The sequence below is a fragment of the Allonocardiopsis opalescens genome, from assembly GCF_003002095.1.
GTDB classification, from domain to species: Bacteria; Actinomycetota; Actinomycetes; order Streptosporangiales; family Streptosporangiaceae; genus Allonocardiopsis; species Allonocardiopsis opalescens.
This window is the reverse complement of record NZ_PVZC01000008.1, coordinates 399,423-414,883: the sequence shown is the minus strand read 5'-3', so window position 1 is coordinate 414,883 and position 15,461 is coordinate 399,423. Positions and strand designations below refer to the sequence as shown.

The window sequence follows — 15,461 nt, the reverse complement described above, 5'->3', positions numbered from 1 at the left end:
ATCCACCACCCGAACCCCAGGACGGAAACCGTGCACGCCGACACGCGAGCGCCCGTGGCCGCGGCCCGCAGGATCGTGGTCAAGGTCGGCTCCTCGTCGCTGACCACCCCCGACGGTCACATCGACACCGACCGGGTCACCCGGCTGTCGGAGGTGCTGGCGGCGCGCAGACTGGCGGGAACCGAGCTGCTGCTGGTCTCCTCCGGCGCGATCGCGGCCGGGATCGGCCCGCTCGGCCTGGCCAGCCGGCCGCGCGACCTCGCCACCCAGCAGGCGGCGGCCAGTGTGGGCCAGGGCCTGCTGGTGGCCCGCTACACCGCCGCCTTCGCCCGGCACGGCCTCACCGTCGGCCAGGTGCTGCTCACCGTCGAGGACATGATCCGCAGGGTGCAGCACCGCAACGCGCAGCGCACCCTGCTGCGGCTGCTGGCCGTCGGCGCGGTGCCGATCGTGAACGAGAACGACACCGTGGCCACCCATGAGATCCGCTTCGGCGACAACGATCGGCTGGCCGCGCTGGTGGCGCACCTGGTGCGGGCCGACGCGCTGCTGCTGCTGTCCGACGTGGCCGCGCTCTACGACGGCGACCCGCGCAGGCCGGGCGCGCTGCCGATCACCGACGTGCGCGACCCCGCCGACCTCGACGGCGTCGAGCTGGGCCGCCCCGGTGCCCGCGGTGTGGGCACCGGCGGCATGGTCACCAAGGTGGAGGCGGCCAGGATCGCCACCGGCGCGGGCGTGCCCACCCTGCTCACCTCCGCCGCCAACGCCGGGGCCGCGCTGGCCGGCGAGGCCGTCGGCACCTACTTCCACCCGCAGGACCGCCGCCCCTCCACCCGCCAGCTGTGGCTGGCGCACGCCACCACCGGCCGGGGCCGGGTGTGGCTGGACGACGGCGCGGTCGACGCCGTGGTCCGCCGGGGCGCCTCGCTGCTGCCGGCCGGCGTGGTCAGGGCCGAGGGCGAGTTCCACGCCGGGGACCCGGTGGACCTGTGCGACGCCCGCGGTGTGCCGGTCGCCCGCGGGCTGGTGAACTACGACGCCGCCGAGCTGCCCGAGCTGATGGGCCGGTCCACCCGCTGGCTGGCCCGCGAGCTGGGCCCCGAGTACGAGCGCGAGATCGTGCACCGCGACGACATGGTGATCCTGGCCGCGAGCTGAGCCGCGCCGGGAGCCGACCGAACTCCACGACGAGACACGCAGAGACGAGGAGAACCGACATGGGGGACGAGCAGCAGGTCCACGCAGTGGCGCTGCGCGCCCGCGAGGCGGCGGCCGAGTTGACGCCGCTGACCCGCGCGGCCAAGGACGCCGCGCTGCGCGCGATGGCCGACGCCCTGGTGGCCCGCTCCGACGAGATCATCGCGGCCAATCTGACCGACGTCGCCCGGGCCGTGGCGGCCGGGACCTCGGAGGCGATGGTCGACCGGCTGACCCTGACCGCGGAGCGCGTCGCGGCCATCGCCGACGCCGTGCGGCACGTCGCCGACCTGCCCGACCCGGTGGGCGAGGTGGTGCGCGGCTCGACCCTGCCCAACGGGCTGGAGCTGCGCCAGCTCAGGGTGCCCTTCGGCGTGATCGGCATCATCTACGAGGGGCGGCCCAATGTCACGGCCGACGCCGCCGCGCTCTGCCTCAAGAGCGGCAACGCGGCGCTGCTGCGCGGCTCCTCCTCGGCTTATGACTCCAACTCCGCGATCGTCTCCGTGCTGCGCGACGCGCTGGCCGGGCTCGACGGCGGGGTGCCGGTGGACGCGGTCCAGCTGGTGCCGGGCACCGGGCGCGAGTCCGTGCACCAGCTGATGCGGGCCCGGGGCCTGGTCGACGTGCTGATCCCGCGCGGCGGCGCCTCGCTGATCAACACGGTGGTGACCGAGTCGACGGTGCCGGTGATCGAGACCGGCGTCGGCAACTGCCACGTCTACGTCGACGCCGACGCCGACCTGGACATGGCCGTCTCGCTGCTGCTGAACTCCAAGGCCCAGCGGGTGTCGGTCTGCAACGCGGCCGAGACCGTGCTGGTGCACGCCGGCATCGCCGCCGAGTTCCTGCCGCGCGCGCTCAAGGAGCTGCACGAGGCGGGCGTCACGGTGCACGGCGACGACGCGGTGCGCGGCCACGGCGAGGCGGCGGGGGTGCCGGTGGCCGAGGCGACCGAGCAGGACTGGGCGGAGGAGTACCTCTCCTACGACATCGCGGCCGCCGTGGTGCCCTCGGTCGACGCGGCGATCGCGCACATCCGCCGGTACTCCTCGCAGCACACCGAGGCGATCGTGACCCGCTCGCAGCCGACCGCGCGCTACTTCACCGCGCGGGTGGACTCCGCCGCCGTGCTGGTGAACGCCTCCACCCGGTTCACCGACGGGGGCGAGTTCGGCTTCGGCGCCGAGATCGGCATCTCCACCCAGAAGCTGCACGCGCGCGGGCCGATGGGGCTGACCGAGATGACCTCCACCAAGTACATCGTCACCGGCGACGGTCAGACCCGGTAGCGGTGCGGCGCCCCCGGCCCCGTGCCGGGGGCGCCGCCGTGCTCAGGCAGGCGGCTCGGCCTGCGGGACCGGTGCCGGCCGCTCGGCCGCCGGGACGGCGGGCACGGCCGCGGTGCGCGGCGCCCCGCGGGCGGCCAGGGCGACCGCGCCCAGGGCCAGCACGCCGAGGCCCGCGCCGATCCAGGTGGGCGAGGTGAAGCCGGCGCCCGCGTCGATGGCCAGCCCGCCCAGCAGCGGGCCCAGGGTGATGCCGGCGTTGAAGGCGGAGACGTGCACCGCGTTGGCCAGCGTGGGGGCCTGGCCGGCGAGGGTGAAGACCCGGACGTTGAGCGCGGGGTTCAGGCCGAAGCCGAAGCCGCCGAGCAGCAGCACCAGCGGTACCGCGAGCAGCGGTGATCCGGCCGCCAGGCCCAGCGCCACCGAGGCGGCGATCAGCCCGATCACGCCGGTGTAGAGGGTCCCGAAGGGCCGCCGGTCGGCGATGCGGCCGCTGACGCTGATGCCGATGAACGCGCCGAGCCCGTAGAGGGCGAGCACGGCGGGCACCCAGGCGGCGGCCAGCCCGGTCACCTCGGTGAGCAGCGGCGACAGGTAGCTGAAGGTGCCCATCAGCGCGGAGATGGACAGGATCGTGGTGCCGTAGGCGAGCCAGACCCAGGGGTCGGCCAGCACCCGCAGCTCGGCGCGGATGCTCGGCGCCTGCGCCGCGGCCGGGCGGCCGCCCGGGATGGTGGCCGCGACTCCGGCCAGGGCGAGCAGCGACATGGCGGCCACGGCCCAGAAGGCGCTCTGCCAGCCGAGCTGCTGGCCGATCACGGTGCCCAGCGGCAGGCCGATGATGCTGGCGACGGTCAGGCCGCTGGTCACCACGCCGATCGCGCGGGCGCGCCGGTCGGCCGGGACCAGGCTGGTCGCGGTGGTGGCGGCCAGTGCCCAGAAGCCCGCGTAGACGAAGGCGCTGACTACCCGGGTGGCGAGCAGCAGCCCGTAGTCGGGGGCCAGCGCGCCCGCGACATGGGTGAGCGCGAAGACGGCCATGAAGGCGAGCAGCGCGGTCCGGCGCGACCAGCGCAGGGTCGCCACCGCGAGCACCGGCGCGCCCACCAGCATGCCGAGGGCGAAGGCGGAGATCAGCATCCCGGCCGCCGGGATGGAGACGCCGAGGTCGGCGGACATCTCCGGGAGCAGGCCGGCCAGCATCAGCTCGGAGGTGCCCTGGGCGAATATCGCCAGGCCCAGCACGTAGACGGCAGGGGGCATCGCGGATCTCCTTGTTTTGGACAGCTTGGTTCAGAATCGGGGCGTGCGGCGGTCCCCGCGCGCCGGGGCGTGGCCGGCTCACAGGCTCCTGAGCGCGGTCTCGGCGATGGCGGCCAGCGTCTGGCGGTCGGCGCCGCCGCAGGCGGCGACGTTCATCCCGCTGATGGCGGCGATGAAGAAGTGGGCGAGGGCGGCGGGCTCGCGGTCGGGCGCGATCTCCCCGGCGCGCCGGGCGGCGTCCAGGGCGCTGCGCAGCGCCTCGAAGCGCCGCTCGCGGTCGCGGCGGAGCGCGTCGGCGACCTCGGGGTCGCGCGGGGCCAGTTCGACGGTGGAGTTCACCACCAGGCAGCCGGTCGGCTCTTCGGCGTCGCCGTCGACGATCCACCACAGCAGCGTGCGGAGCTTCTCGCGGATCGGCGCCTCGCCGGCCAGCAGGTCGACTGTGCGGGCGGTGCGCAGCTCCATGTACCGGTGCAGCGCCGTGCCGAACAGCTCCCGCTTGCTGCTGAAGGCGTTGTACACGCTGCTGCGCCCGAGGCCGGTCGCCTCGCAGAGGTCCTGGGTCGAGGTCGCCTCGTAGCCCGAGCGCCAGAAGGTGCGCATCGCCGCGTCGACGGCGCGCTCCTCGTCGAAGGTCCTCGGTCGTGCCATGGGGAGACCATAACAGGTTCTGTACAGGTCGGTTCAATATGGGCTGCGCCACCACCGCACCGGCCGGCGGCGGCCGTCAGCGGCGCCGGGGGACCGGGATGCGGTCGAGGTCGGCGGCGAGCACCACCTCGCCGCCGAACTCCGCGGCCGCCTCCGCCACGAAGCGCGCGTCGTCGCCTGCCTCGTAGCGCTCGGAGATGTGGGTGAGCACCAGGGTGCGCACCCCGGCGCGGGCCGCGATCCGGCCGGCCTGGCCGGCGGTGAGGTGCAGGTAGTCGGCGGCCAGCGCCGCCTCGGCCTCCAGGTAGGTGGACTCCGCCACCAGCAGGTCCGCCCCCTCGGCCAGCCGGACCGCGTTCGCGCACGGCGCGGTGTCCATCACGAAGGCGAAGACCTGGCCGGGGCGCGGCTCGGCGCAGTCGGCCAGCAGCACCCGCTCCCCGGCCGCGTTGCGGACCTCGCCCTCGCGCTGCAGCACCCCCACCGCCGGACCGGTGACGCCGCGCTCGGCCAGCCGTTCGGGCAGCATCCGCCAGCCGTCGGGCTCGGCCAGCCGGTAGCCGTAGGTGTCGATGCGGTGCCGCAGCGGCAGCGCCGTCACCACGAGGTCGTCCTCACCCTCCAGCAGCGCCCGCGCCCCGCTGACCGGCTGCTCCACGATGACGTCGGTGTCGCCGAAGGCGGTGGCGTGCCGCAGCCGGTCCCAGTAGCGGCGGCCGGAGGCGGGGAAGGCGGCCAGGACCGGGTGCGCGACCTGGTCGCGGGCGATGCGCTGCACCAGCCCCGGCACCCCGAGCGCGTGGTCGCCGTGCATGTGGGTGACGCAGATGCGGGTGATGTCGTGCGCGGACAGCCCGGCCAGCCGCAGTTGCCGCTGGGTGCCCTCGCCCGGGTCGAACACCACACCGTGCCGGTCCCAGCGCAGGAAGTAGCCGTTGTGGTTGCGCCGCCGGGTCGGCACCGCGCTCGATGTGCCGAGGACCACGAGTTCACGGACGGACATGCCCGCCATCCTCCCAGGCCGGCGCGGGCACACCGACCGGCGCGGTCAGCGACCGTCCTCGCCCACAGCCGATCGGAACCGCTCGAAGGTGGCGTCGGTGGTGTCCGCGGCGGGCATCGACGCCAGCAGCGTCGCGGTCCTGGCCCGGATGAGGTCGATCCCGGCGCGGTCGGTCAGCACGTGCGAGCGGTCGGCGAGGACGGCGTCGGCGACCTGCTCGCCGACGCGGTCCGGGGCCACGCCCATCTCGGCCAGCGTGGAGTCGATGGCGGGCGCGGCCCGCCGCAGCCGGGTGCGGGCGCGCTCGAAGGCCGGACCGCCGTGCGCCGCGTCGAGGACCGCCCGGGTGCTGGCACCGATGGCGGAGGCGACGCCGCCCGGGCACAGCACGGTGACGCCGACGGGGTGCCCCGCCGCCTCCAGCTGCCCGCGCAGCGATTCCGAGAGTCCGACCACGGCGAACTTCGACGCGGTGTACATAGGCCCGGTCCGCGCGACCAGCCCGGCCGCCGACGCGGTGTTCACGATGTGACCGGGCCCGCCGCGCGCCAGCATCCGGGGCAGGAAGGTCTGCACGCCGTTGACGACGCCGCCGAGATTGATGTCCAGGGCCAGGTCCCACAGCTCGTAGGCCATGTCCTCGGCGGTCTCGGGGAAGGCGATGCCGGCGTTGTTGCACAGTACGGAGACGGGGCCCAGCGCCTCCTCGGCCTCGTCGGCGACCCGGGCGAAGCCGGCCCGGTCGCGCACGTCGAGCCGGAAGACCCGCACCCGGGCGGTGGCGGCCAGTTCGGCCGCCGCGGTGTCGAGCGCTTCGGCGTCCAGGTCGGTGAGGGCGAGGGCGCAGCCCCGCCGGGCCAGACTCCGGGCGATGCCGAGGCCGACGCCCCGCGCGGCGCCAGTGATGAAGGCGGTGGTCCCCTTGAGCGTGTCCATGGGACCGTTATAGCAAGAAATCTAGACGCAGTCTAAATTTGGATGTGGGCTAAGATCTCCTGGTGACCGAATCGGGCCTGCGGGAGCGGAAGAAGCGGGAGACCCGCCGCGCCATCGTCGCCGCCGCGCTGCGGCTGTTCGAGGCGAAGGGGTACGAGGCGACCACGGTCCCCGAGATCGCGGCGGCGGCGGGGGTGTCGCGGGCCACCTTCTTCAACTACTTCCCGAGCAAGGAGGACGTGGTCTTCGCCGACCGGGCGCTACGCGTCGAGCTGCTGGCCGACGCGCTCGCCGGCACGGCGGCGGCCACGCCGGGGGAGGCGGTGGTCCAGGCGGTGGAGGCCCTGCTCGCCGCCCCGTCGGGCAGCCTCGACGCGGACGGCGAGCTGGTGGCGGTGCGCGCCCGGCTGATGGCGACCGTGCCCGAGCTGCGGGCCCGCGCGGTTCGCGACATCGCCGAGCTGCAGCGGGAGTGGAGCGGACTGCTGCTGGCCGCCTTCCCCGACCGGCTGGACGCGACCGACGCCGACGCGCTCACCGGCGCGGTGGTGGGCGCGGTACTGGCCGTGGCGGGCGGCGCGCTCAGCGGCGGCGAGCCGGCCCGCCCGCTGCCCGAGCTGGTGCGGCGCGCGGTCGCGGTGGCGCTGGGGCGCGCGGACCTTCAGTGAGCCGGCGAATCGGCGCCGGCCGGCCCGGCCGCGCGCCACTCCTCGGCCAGTAGCGCCCAGACCTCCACGTCGTGGCGCTCGCCGTTGAAGGGGTAGCCGCCGCGGAGCAGGCCGTCGCGGCGCATGCCCAGGCGCTCGGCCACCGCCAGGCTGGCGGCGTTGGACGGGATGGTGCGCCACTCCACCCGGGCCATGCCGCGGTGGTGGACGGCCCAGTCGATCATCAGCCGCGACGCCTTGGTGATCAGGCCGCGGCCGCGTTCGCCCGCCGCCAGCCACACGCCCAGCTCGCACACGCCCGCTTCGGTGTCGAAGACCCGGAAGAGGGTGCCGCCGACCAGCGTGCCGCCGCGCCAGATGCCGTAGATGCGGCCCCGGCCCGCCGCCTGCTCGTCGGCGTAGCGCTGCAGCATCGCCCGGGCGCCCTCGGCGTCGACGATGGTGGAGCCCCACACCAGCCACGGCGCCAGGGCCGGGCGCTCGCGCTCGATGAAGGCGGCGAACTCCTCGGCGTTCCAGGGTTCGAGCGCGCGCAGCTCGGCACCGTCGCCGAGGGGGAGGGTGAGCATGGCGGCCTCCGGCCGTGCCTGGGACGAGGAGCGGGCACCTCGTCCGATCCGATACGTAACAAACGTTCGGTACGTATGATAGCCGTATCGGAGCCGACCACGGTCAGGGGGACCCGCATGCCCGCTCGGGGCGACCACGACGCCCGGCGCAGAGACGTCTCCGCCGCCGTGTGGCGGGTGCTGGCCGCCCGGGGCTTCGGCGGGCTCACCCTGCGCGCGGTGGCGGCGGAGATGGGCGCCAGCACCGGCCTGCTCACCCACTACTTCCCGTCCAAGCGCGAGCTGCTCCGCCATGCCCTGGACGTCGCCGACGAGCACACCTCCGCACGCGAGCGCACGGCGCCGCGCGGCCCCGGGCTGGCCGCGCTGCGCGCCGCCCTGCTCGACGTGCTGCCGCTGACCGCCGAGGCCACCGCGATGAACCGCGTCTGGGTGAGCTCCTGGGACGCCGCCCTGAGCGACCCCGAACTGGGCGGGCGCGAGACCGAGCGCTACGCCCGGTGGCGGACGGGCCTGCGGGCCCATGTCGAGGCGGCGCAGCGCCTCGGCGAGCTGCCCGCCGACGCCGACCCCGGCGACCTCACCCTGGTGGCCGCCTCCTTCGCGCACGGCCTGGTCGTGCAGGCGCTGTTCGCCCCCGGGCACATCCCGGCCGAGCGCCAGCTGCGGCTGCTCGACCGCTTCCTCGCCGGGCTGGCCGCCGGGGGAGCCGCGCCGGCCGGCGGCTGACGGGCCGCGGCGGGCGGGTCGGCGGCACCGGAACGGGGACCATGGACGTCCCGGTGCCGCCGGTCTGCGGACGGCGCTCAGCCGCCGAGGAAGTCGCGCACCGACCGCCGGACGCCCGCCGCGTCCAGGCCGTGCGCGGCGTCGTGGTCGGCCGGGGTGCCGTAGCGGCGCAGCTCGGCGTCGCGGTCCACCCCCAGGGCGCGCAGCCGGTGCGGTGAGTCCTCCAGGGCGGCGTGCACGAACGGCGACGAGGTGCCGCGCAGGTAGGGCTCCACCAGCACGATCCGGGCGCCGTCCGCCCCGGTGGCGGCGACGGCCGCGCGCAGCCCCGCGTCGTCGAAGGGGCGCACGGTGGCGGCGTACAGCACGGTCACGTCCAGGCCGGCGGTGCCCGCCAGGACCGCGTCCAGCGCGGGGCCCACCGCCAGCACCACCCCCTCGCGCCCCTCCCGCAGCCGCTGGAAGCCCGCGCCGGTGGGCCAGGCCAGCGCGTTGGCGCGGTTGGACAGCCGGACGTAGACCCGGCCGGTTCCGGCCAGCGCGTCGGCGACCAGCTCGGCCGCCTCGACCGGGTGCCCGGGCACGTGCACCGTCCAGCCGGGCAGCGTGTTGATCAGCGCCACGTCGCCCGGCGCCTGATGGGTGCGCCCGCCCTCGGTCCAGTCGTAGGAGGCGCCGATGCTGACCACCACCGCGCCCACGCCCTGGTGGCCCAGGTCCAGCTTCAGCTGCTCGAAGGGGCGCTCCACCACGAAGGGCGCGTAGCTGTGCAGCACCGGGCGCATCCCGGCGAGGGCGAGCCCGCCGGCCACGCCGACCATCGCCTGCTCCCTGATGCCGGTGTTGACGACGCGGTCGGGGTGGGCGGCGGCCGCCGCGGCGAAGGCGTCGGCGGAGATCTCGGCCAGTACGACCGCCAGGTCCTCGCGGCGGTCCAGCGCGGCCGAGACGGTGTGCGTGAACGCGTCCCGCATGCTCGCGAAGGGCGCTTCGGCGCCGGCCGGGACGGCCGGGCCGGGGCGCTCGTGCGCGCCGAGCCGGGGCCTGAGCGCCAGGCCGGGTGCCGCCGTATCGATCGTGTGCGTCATCGCGCGCCTCCCGGGCGGATGCGGGCCACCACCGCGTGCGGGCGGTCGCCGGGGTGGTCGGTGAAGGCTCGGTACAGCGCGCCGTGGTCGCGTCCGTCGACGGTGGCGGTGGACCAGCCCTCGACCGCGAAGCGCTCGGCGATGCCGCCCGGCCAGCCGTGCCTGCTGGAGGCGTTGTCCACGGCCACGGCCGTCAGCCGGCCCAGGCCGAGCCGCCCGGCCAGCGCGATCGCCTCGTGGTTGCTGCCCTCGTCCAGCTCTCCGTCGCCGACCAGCACCACCGTGCGGGCGGTGCGGCCCTGGGCGCGCAGGCCCAGCGCGGTGCCCACGGCGAGCGGCAGGCCGTGGCCGAGCGAGCCGCTGCCGATCTCGGCGCCGGGGACGAGCCGCCCGTCGGGGTGGTGGCCGAGCCGCGAGCCGGCCCCGGCCCAGCCGGGCAGCTCGTCCTCGCCGATGAAGCCCTTGGCGGCGAGCACCGCGTAGAAGGCCATCGGGCCGTGGCCCTTGGAGAGCAGGAAGCGGTCGCGGTCGGGGTCCTCGGCGGTGCCGGGCGAGACCCGCAGCACGCGGTCGTAGAGCACCCAGAGCACGTCGAGTGTCGACTCGGCCGCCGCCGTGTGCTTCTCGTCCCCGGTCATCAGACTGATCAGGTACGGCAGGTCGCGGTAGCCGCGACGGGCCGCTGTGTCGGTGAGCGCCATGCACACGATTCTGTGACCTCAACCTAAGTTGAGGTCAACTGCTGCGGCGGATCCGCTTCCTCAGGGCTCGATCCGCATGGCCACCGCCCGCACCGGCGCACCGTCCAGCCCGGCCAGCCGGATCGGCAGCACGCTCACCAGCGGGTCGGGGAAGTCGATCTGCTCCAGGCGGCACAGGTTCTCCACGATCACCCCGCCCGCCGCGGCGATCGCCCGGTGCGCCGGGAAGTCCGCGGCACCGCCGTCCGGGCCGCCCGGGCCCGGCGTCTCGTCCACGCTCGGCGCGTCCACGCCCACCGCCCGCACCCCCGCCGCCAGCAGGCCCCGCGCCGCCGCGCCGGTCAGATACGGGTGGTCGAAGTACTCCGGTGTGCCGTACCGCGCCGCCCAGCCCGTGTGCAGCAGCAGCACCGTGCCCCGGCCGAGCAGCGGCGCGTACGGCGCCAGCTCCGGCCAGTCCACCGGATGCCGGGGCGCCCGGCCGGTCAGGTCGGCCACCACGCCGGGACCCACGCAGTCGGCCGGATCCACCCGGTCCACCGGCGCCCCGTCGGCGCGGAAGTGCGCCGGGGCGTCCAGATGGGTGCCGCTCTGCGAGCCCAGCACCACCTCGTGCAGCGCGAAGCCGTCGCGCTCCACCGTGGCCAGCGGACGCGACGACGGCACCGGGTCGCCCGGGTACACCTGCGTCCGCGGCCCCACCGTGCGGCTCAGATCCACCACCCGTGTGACCCGCACCCCGCCACCTCCCACCGTGCAAAAGGAAACCGCCGGACGGTCCGGCCGCACCCGCGGCCGCACCGTCCGGCGGTTCCCGGCAGAACACCGCCCCCGGGATCAGGTGCCGTTGCTGGAGCGGTCGGAGCCCTCGCCGTTCCCGGCCCGGCGCGCCCGGCTCGCCACCGCGTCGAACAGCTTGCCCGCGCCCTCGGCCGCGCTGCCCGCGACATCGCGCAGCGTGCCCACGAAGGGGTCGGCCGTACGGTTCCAGGCCTCGCGGTAGGAGTTCGCCGCGTTCTTGACCTCCTCGCCGATCTTGGCGTTCTTGTCGTCCTCGCGGCGGGGGTAGTTGCCGTTCAGGATCGCGGAGTACTCGCCCTCGCGGGTCCAGCGGTCCAGCTCCGCGAAGCGGATCACCGCGAACGGGTGGGTGCGGCCCATCAGGTTCAGCAGCTTCAGCAGGCCGTCGCGGGCGTCGCCGCCGGAGTCGTACTCGCGTGCCTGCTCCAGGAAGGCCTCGGTGTTCATCTGGGCCAGCCGCGAACCGCCCGCCAGCTTCATCAGCGCGCGCTTGCCCGCCTCGGGGTCCTGCCCCGCCAGCACGCCCGCGCGGTCGCACGACAGCTCCGACTTGCGGTACCACTCCTCCAGCGCCATCACGATCGCGCGCAGCCCGATGTAGCCCAGCGGGATCCACGCCACCCGCAGCGCCAGCGCCGTCAGCGCCAGCAGCATCGTGCGGTACACCGCGTGGCCCGACAGGATGTGGCCCACCTCGTGGCCGACGACGAAGCGCTGCTCCTCGGCGTCGAGCAGGTCGAACAGACCCGTGTTGATCACGATGAACGGGCGGTCGCTGCCGATCGCCATCGCGTTCGGGATGGGGTTCTGCGTGACATACAGCTCGGGGACCCGGGGCAGGTCCAGGATGTACGCGGCGTCGCGCACGTAGTCGTAGAGGTCGCGGAACTGGTTCTCGTCCACCCGCACCGCATTGCTGAGGAAGAGCAGGCGCAGACTGCGCTCGCTGAACAGCCCCGAGAGGCGGCGGAAGATCGTGTCGAACCCGCTGAGCGAGCGCAGCGCCACCAGGGCGCCGCGATCCGCCGGGTGCTCATAGGCCCGAGAGCTGATCCCGGGAAATCGGACGCGGCTGCGGTCAGGTGTTGTCGCCATGTTCGCCATGCTACTTACGACGATCCGAGTCGGGTATGCGTTCCCGGTCCCGATCCGGCCTCCGGCTACAGTCGGCAGCATGCGAAGCAGCAGCGGAGCGCCCGGACGGCGCCGCATCGGGATCATGGGCGGCACCTTCGACCCCATCCACCACGGCCACCTGGTCGCGGGCAGCGAGGTCGCGCACCTCTTCGACCTCGACGAGGTCGTCTTCGTTCCCACCGGCGAACCCTGGCAGAAGGACAAGACCTCGGTCTCCCCGGCCGAGGACCGCTACCTGATGACCGTCATCGCCACCGCGTCCAACCCCCGGTTCACCGTCAGCCGCATCGAGGTCGACCGCGGCGGACCCACCTACACCGTCGAGACCCTGCGCCAGCTCCGCGACCACCACGGCGACGACGTCGACCTGTTCTTCATCACCGGCGCCGACGCGCTGGCCGCCATCCTCAGCTGGCGCAACGCCGACGACCTGTTCAAGCTCGCGCATTTCGTAGGCTGTAACCGCCCCGGGCACCAGTTGTCGGACCGCGGCCTCCCCCAGGGCGGAGTCAGCCTGGTGGAGATCCCCGCGCTGTCCATCTCGTCCAGCGAATGCCGCGAACGCGTGCGCGCCGGCGAACCGATCTGGTACCTGGTACCCGACGGCATCGTGCAGTACATCAACAAGACCGGGCTGTACCGTGACCCGGACGGCCAGGAACCAGCCAGGAGGGCAGCACACCCATCGTGACCGCAACCGACCGGGCCATCGAGCTCGTGAACATCGCGGCGGAGGCGGCCGCGGAGAAGCTCGCCGACGCCATCATCGCCTACGACGTCAGCGAACAACTCGTCATCACCGACGCGTTCATGCTCTGCTCCGCCGCCAACGACCGCCAGGTCCGCTCGATCGTCGAAGAGGTCGAAGACCGCCTCCGCGACGCCGGCGCCAAGCCCGTCCGCCGCGAAGGCGAACGCGAGGGCCGCTGGGTGCTGCTCGACTACGTCGACATCGTCATCCACATCCAGCACGAAGAGGAGCGCGGCTTCTACGGCCTCGAACGGCTCTGGAAGGACTGCCCCGAACTCCAGCTGCCCAGCGGCGTCGCCCAGCACAACGAGCACCGGCAGCGGCTCCGCATGGCGGGAGAGGCCGATGTCTAAAGGCCGGCGCATCGTCTGCTGGCGGCACGGCCAGACCACCTGGAACGCCGAGAACCGCTTCCAGGGCCAGACCGACATCCCCCTCGACGACACCGGCCGCGCCCAGGCCGAACGCGCCGGGCGGCTCCTCGCCGCCCTCAGACCCGACGCCGTGGTCTCCTCCGACCTCCGCCGCGCCGCCGACACCGCCGCCGCGCTCGTCCAGCACACCGGCCACACCGTCGACTACGACAAGGGCCTGCGCGAACGCTACGGCGGACTCTGGGAAGGACGCACCGGGCAGGAGATCCGCGAACGCTGGCCCGAGGAGAACGCCCGCTGGGAACCCCCCGGCGGCGAACCCCTCACCGACGTCGCCGACCGCACCAGCGCCGCCATCGAACGCGCCGCCGCGGCCCTCCCGCCCGACGGCCTCCTCGTCGTCGCCAGCCACGGCGCCGCCCTGAGGCAGGCCATCGCCCGCCTCATCGGCCTCCCCCCCGACCTGTGGGCCGTCCTCGGCCCCCTGTCCAACTGCAACTGGTCCGTCCTCGGCGAACGCCGCGACGGCGGCGGCTGGCGCCTCCTGGAGCACAACGCCGGAACCCTCCCCGAAGAACCCCTCCTCAGCGACGACCGCTGACCAGCACCACCCCCACGGCCGCAGGGCCCAAACCGTTTCGCCCCGCACCCCGCCGTCCGCTATAGTCGACAACGCGTTCAGCGGTGACAGCCGCTGAACCGCAGGGGGCTATAGCTCAGTTGGTAGAGCGCTTGCATGGCATGCAAGAGGTCCGGGGTTCGAATCCCCGTAGCTCCATCCTCTGGGCGACCCTGCTCGTTGGCCGTTGGCCAACTCGCGGGGTCGTCTGTTTGTGTTGGTCCGGGGGGCATGGCCCCCCGGAGCCCCCCACACCAGGGGGGCTGCCGCCCCCCTGGACCCCCCACCGTGCGGGCCCACCTCAGCGATGAGGGGGGAGGATCGTTGAGCCCGGGCCTCGACGATGTGGGGGGAATTGAAACTGGTGGGTGCCGGGCCGTCGTTCGCGGCTGTGGGGCTCCGCCCCTCGCCCCCTAAGCCTTGCGGTTCGGCTTCGGCGGTGTGGGGTCGATTGGATCTGGGTGGGTGCCGGGCCGTCGTTGACGGCTGTGGGGCTCCGCCCCTCGCCCCCCGCGTGTTGAGGTCGGGCCTCGGCGGTGTGGGGTGGATTGGATCTGGTGGGGGCTGGGCCGTTGTTCGCGGCTGTGGGGCTCCGCCCCTCGCCTCCGCGTGTTGAGGTCCGGCCTTGCGTTGTGTGCGGAGGATGGGATCTGGTCGGTGCTGGGCCGTTGTTCGCGGCTGTGGGGCTTGGTCCTTCGTCCCCTGGGCGTTGAGCTTGGGCTTCGGCGTTGTGGGTGGATCGGGTCTGGTGGGGGCTGGGCCGTTGTTGTCGGGTGTGGGCTTGGGGCTCTTGTCGGCTGGGTGTTGAGGTTCGGGCTGGGCGGTGTGGGGTGGGGGCCGTTGAGGGTGTGCCTGGGGTGTGGGGTGGGTCGGGGCTGATGAGGCTGTGTGGATTGTGGGTGGGGGCTTTGTGTCTTGGTTCTTGGGGGTTGGGGTTTGGGTGATCGGTGGCGGTGGGTGAGGGCTTGGTGGTTTGGTTGGGCGGATGATGTCGGTGGCTAGGGACGGGTGAGGGATTGATGGTGGTTCGGTGCGGGGTCACTGTTTCCTTGGATGGGTTTGTGGCGGGGGTCGGGCAGAGTCTGGAGGAGCCGTTCGGGGTCGGGGTGGGGGAGCGCTTGCATGCGTGGATGTTCGAGCGGGGGGAGGAGAACGCGGCGGAGGTCGCGGGGCAGTTGGGGGCCGGGGCGTATGTGATGGGGCGGAACATGTTCGCTTCGGGGCGGGGGGAGTGGGATCCGGACTGGAAGGGCTGGTGGGGGGAGGAGCCGCCGTTCCGGGCGCCGGTGTTCGTGCTGACGCACTATCCGCGGGAGCCGCTGGTGATGGAGGGCGGGACCACCTATACCTTCGTGACGGACGGGATCGAGGCGGCGCTGGAGCGGGCGCGGGAGGCGGCCGGGGATGCGGACGTGGCGATCGCGGGCGGGGCGGCGACGATCAACCAGTACCTCGCGGCCGGGCACATCGACGAGTTGTGGCTGCACACGGTGCCGTTCACGCTGGGAGCCGGTGAGCGGCTGTTCGACGGGGTGGGCGAACTGACCTTCGAGCCGGTGGAGGTTCGCGGTACCGAACTGGTGACCCACGCCCGCTACCGGCTGGTGCGCTCCGGGGGCGCGTGACCCCGTGAGGGGGACCGGCCTGCGCCTCCCGTCCGGTGCGGCGGCGTAGGGTTCGGG

Annotated in this window: 17 protein-coding genes and 1 tRNA gene; 9 read left to right on the top strand and 9 right to left on the bottom strand. The window is 74.1% G+C overall.

The window, feature by feature from the left end; all coding sequences use genetic code 11:
* Window positions 1-30 precede the first annotated feature (30 nt).
* Window positions 31-1,161 (top strand): glutamate 5-kinase, encoded by a 1,131-nt coding sequence (gene proB / locus CLV72_RS25580; RefSeq protein ID WP_245930437.1) that lies wholly within the window; start codon window positions 31-33, stop codon window positions 1,159-1,161.
* A 59-nt stretch (window positions 1,162-1,220) separates the two neighbouring features.
* On the top strand, window positions 1,221-2,492 hold the full coding sequence (locus CLV72_RS25575; protein ID WP_106251253.1) for a glutamate-5-semialdehyde dehydrogenase: 1,272 nt from the start codon (window positions 1,221-1,223) through the stop codon (window positions 2,490-2,492).
* Window positions 2,493-2,534: 42 nt separating this feature from the next.
* Here the strand turns inward: CLV72_RS25575 and CLV72_RS25570 are convergent, their stop codons facing one another.
* The 4 genes from CLV72_RS25570 to CLV72_RS25555 all read right to left on the bottom strand — a co-directional run bounded on the left by CLV72_RS25570 (window position 2,535) and on the right by CLV72_RS25555 (window position 6,342).
* Window positions 2,535-3,752: a Cmx/CmrA family chloramphenicol efflux MFS transporter gene (locus CLV72_RS25570; RefSeq protein WP_106251250.1), complete on the bottom strand. Its 1,218-nt coding sequence runs from the start codon at window positions 3,750-3,752 to the stop codon at window positions 2,535-2,537.
* Between the two features lie 78 nt (window positions 3,753-3,830).
* The gene (locus CLV72_RS25565) at window positions 3,831-4,403 is read right to left on the bottom strand and encodes a TetR/AcrR family transcriptional regulator (RefSeq protein WP_106251248.1); all 573 of its coding nucleotides are present in this window, start codon (window positions 4,401-4,403) and stop codon (window positions 3,831-3,833) included.
* A 76-nt stretch (window positions 4,404-4,479) separates the two neighbouring features.
* Window positions 4,480-5,406 (bottom strand): ribonuclease Z, encoded by a 927-nt coding sequence (locus tag CLV72_RS25560; RefSeq protein ID WP_106251245.1) that lies wholly within the window; start codon window positions 5,404-5,406, stop codon window positions 4,480-4,482.
* Window positions 5,407-5,451: 45 nt separating this feature from the next.
* Entirely contained in the window at window positions 5,452-6,342 is an 891-nt protein-coding gene (locus tag CLV72_RS25555; RefSeq protein ID WP_106251242.1) for an SDR family oxidoreductase, read from the bottom strand.
* A gap of 62 nt (window positions 6,343-6,404) precedes the next feature.
* Here CLV72_RS25555 and CLV72_RS25550 point away from each other — a divergent pair, with 62 nt between their 5' ends.
* A complete protein-coding gene (locus CLV72_RS25550) occupies window positions 6,405-7,010 on the top strand; it encodes a TetR/AcrR family transcriptional regulator (protein WP_106251239.1) in 606 nt (201 codons plus the stop codon).
* Here CLV72_RS25550 and CLV72_RS25545 read toward each other — a convergent pair.
* The gene (locus tag CLV72_RS25545; protein ID WP_106251236.1) at window positions 7,004-7,579 is read right to left on the bottom strand and encodes a GNAT family N-acetyltransferase; all 576 of its coding nucleotides are present in this window, start codon (window positions 7,577-7,579) and stop codon (window positions 7,004-7,006) included. The two genes, CLV72_RS25550 and CLV72_RS25545, sit on opposite strands and share 7 nt — an antisense overlap.
* Before the next feature lie 117 nt (window positions 7,580-7,696).
* Between CLV72_RS25545 and CLV72_RS25540 the strand changes: the two genes are divergently transcribed.
* Window positions 7,697-8,308: a TetR/AcrR family transcriptional regulator gene (locus tag CLV72_RS25540; RefSeq protein WP_106251233.1), complete on the top strand. Its 612-nt coding sequence runs from the start codon at window positions 7,697-7,699 to the stop codon at window positions 8,306-8,308.
* A 77-nt stretch (window positions 8,309-8,385) separates the two neighbouring features.
* On the opposite strand, the gene CLV72_RS25535 is transcribed toward CLV72_RS25540, so the two are convergent.
* From CLV72_RS25535 to CLV72_RS25520, 4 genes are all read right to left on the bottom strand, one after another.
* Window positions 8,386-9,282 carry a transketolase family protein gene (locus tag CLV72_RS25535; protein WP_106251389.1) on the bottom strand — a complete coding sequence of 299 codons (897 nt, stop codon included), beginning with the start codon at window positions 9,280-9,282 and terminating at the stop codon, window positions 8,386-8,388.
* A gap of 110 nt (window positions 9,283-9,392) precedes the next feature.
* On the bottom strand, window positions 9,393-10,097 hold the full coding sequence (locus tag CLV72_RS25530) for a thiamine pyrophosphate-dependent enzyme (RefSeq protein WP_106251231.1): 705 nt from the start codon (window positions 10,095-10,097) through the stop codon (window positions 9,393-9,395).
* 60 nt (window positions 10,098-10,157) lie between these two features.
* Window positions 10,158-10,835, bottom strand: coding sequence for a cyclase family protein (locus tag CLV72_RS25525; RefSeq protein WP_106251229.1), 678 nt, complete (start codon window positions 10,833-10,835; stop codon window positions 10,158-10,160).
* 99 nt (window positions 10,836-10,934) lie between these two features.
* A complete protein-coding gene (locus tag CLV72_RS25520) occupies window positions 10,935-11,993 on the bottom strand; it encodes a M48 family metallopeptidase (RefSeq protein WP_106251387.1) in 1,059 nt (352 codons plus the stop codon).
* A 79-nt stretch (window positions 11,994-12,072) separates the two neighbouring features.
* On the opposite strand from CLV72_RS25520, the gene nadD reads away from it, so the two are divergent.
* From nadD to CLV72_RS25495, 5 genes are all read left to right on the top strand, one after another.
* Window positions 12,073-12,726, top strand: coding sequence for a nicotinate-nucleotide adenylyltransferase (gene nadD, locus CLV72_RS25515; RefSeq protein WP_106251226.1), 654 nt, complete (start codon window positions 12,073-12,075; stop codon window positions 12,724-12,726).
* Window positions 12,723-13,139 carry a ribosome silencing factor gene (gene rsfS / locus CLV72_RS25510; RefSeq protein WP_106251223.1) on the top strand — a complete coding sequence of 139 codons (417 nt, stop codon included), beginning with the start codon at window positions 12,723-12,725 and terminating at the stop codon, window positions 13,137-13,139. The genes nadD and rsfS overlap by 4 nt, the downstream gene beginning before the upstream one ends.
* A complete protein-coding gene (locus CLV72_RS25505; RefSeq protein WP_106251220.1) occupies window positions 13,132-13,761 on the top strand; it encodes a histidine phosphatase family protein in 630 nt (209 codons plus the stop codon). The genes rsfS and CLV72_RS25505 overlap by 8 nt, the downstream gene beginning before the upstream one ends.
* 104 nt (window positions 13,762-13,865) lie before the next feature.
* Window positions 13,866-13,938, top strand: a tRNA-Ala gene (locus CLV72_RS25500).
* Window positions 13,939-14,798: 860 nt separating this feature from the next.
* Window positions 14,799-15,404, top strand: coding sequence for a dihydrofolate reductase family protein (locus CLV72_RS25495; RefSeq protein WP_106251218.1), 606 nt, complete (start codon window positions 14,799-14,801; stop codon window positions 15,402-15,404).
* Window positions 15,405-15,461: the final 57 nt, after the last annotated feature.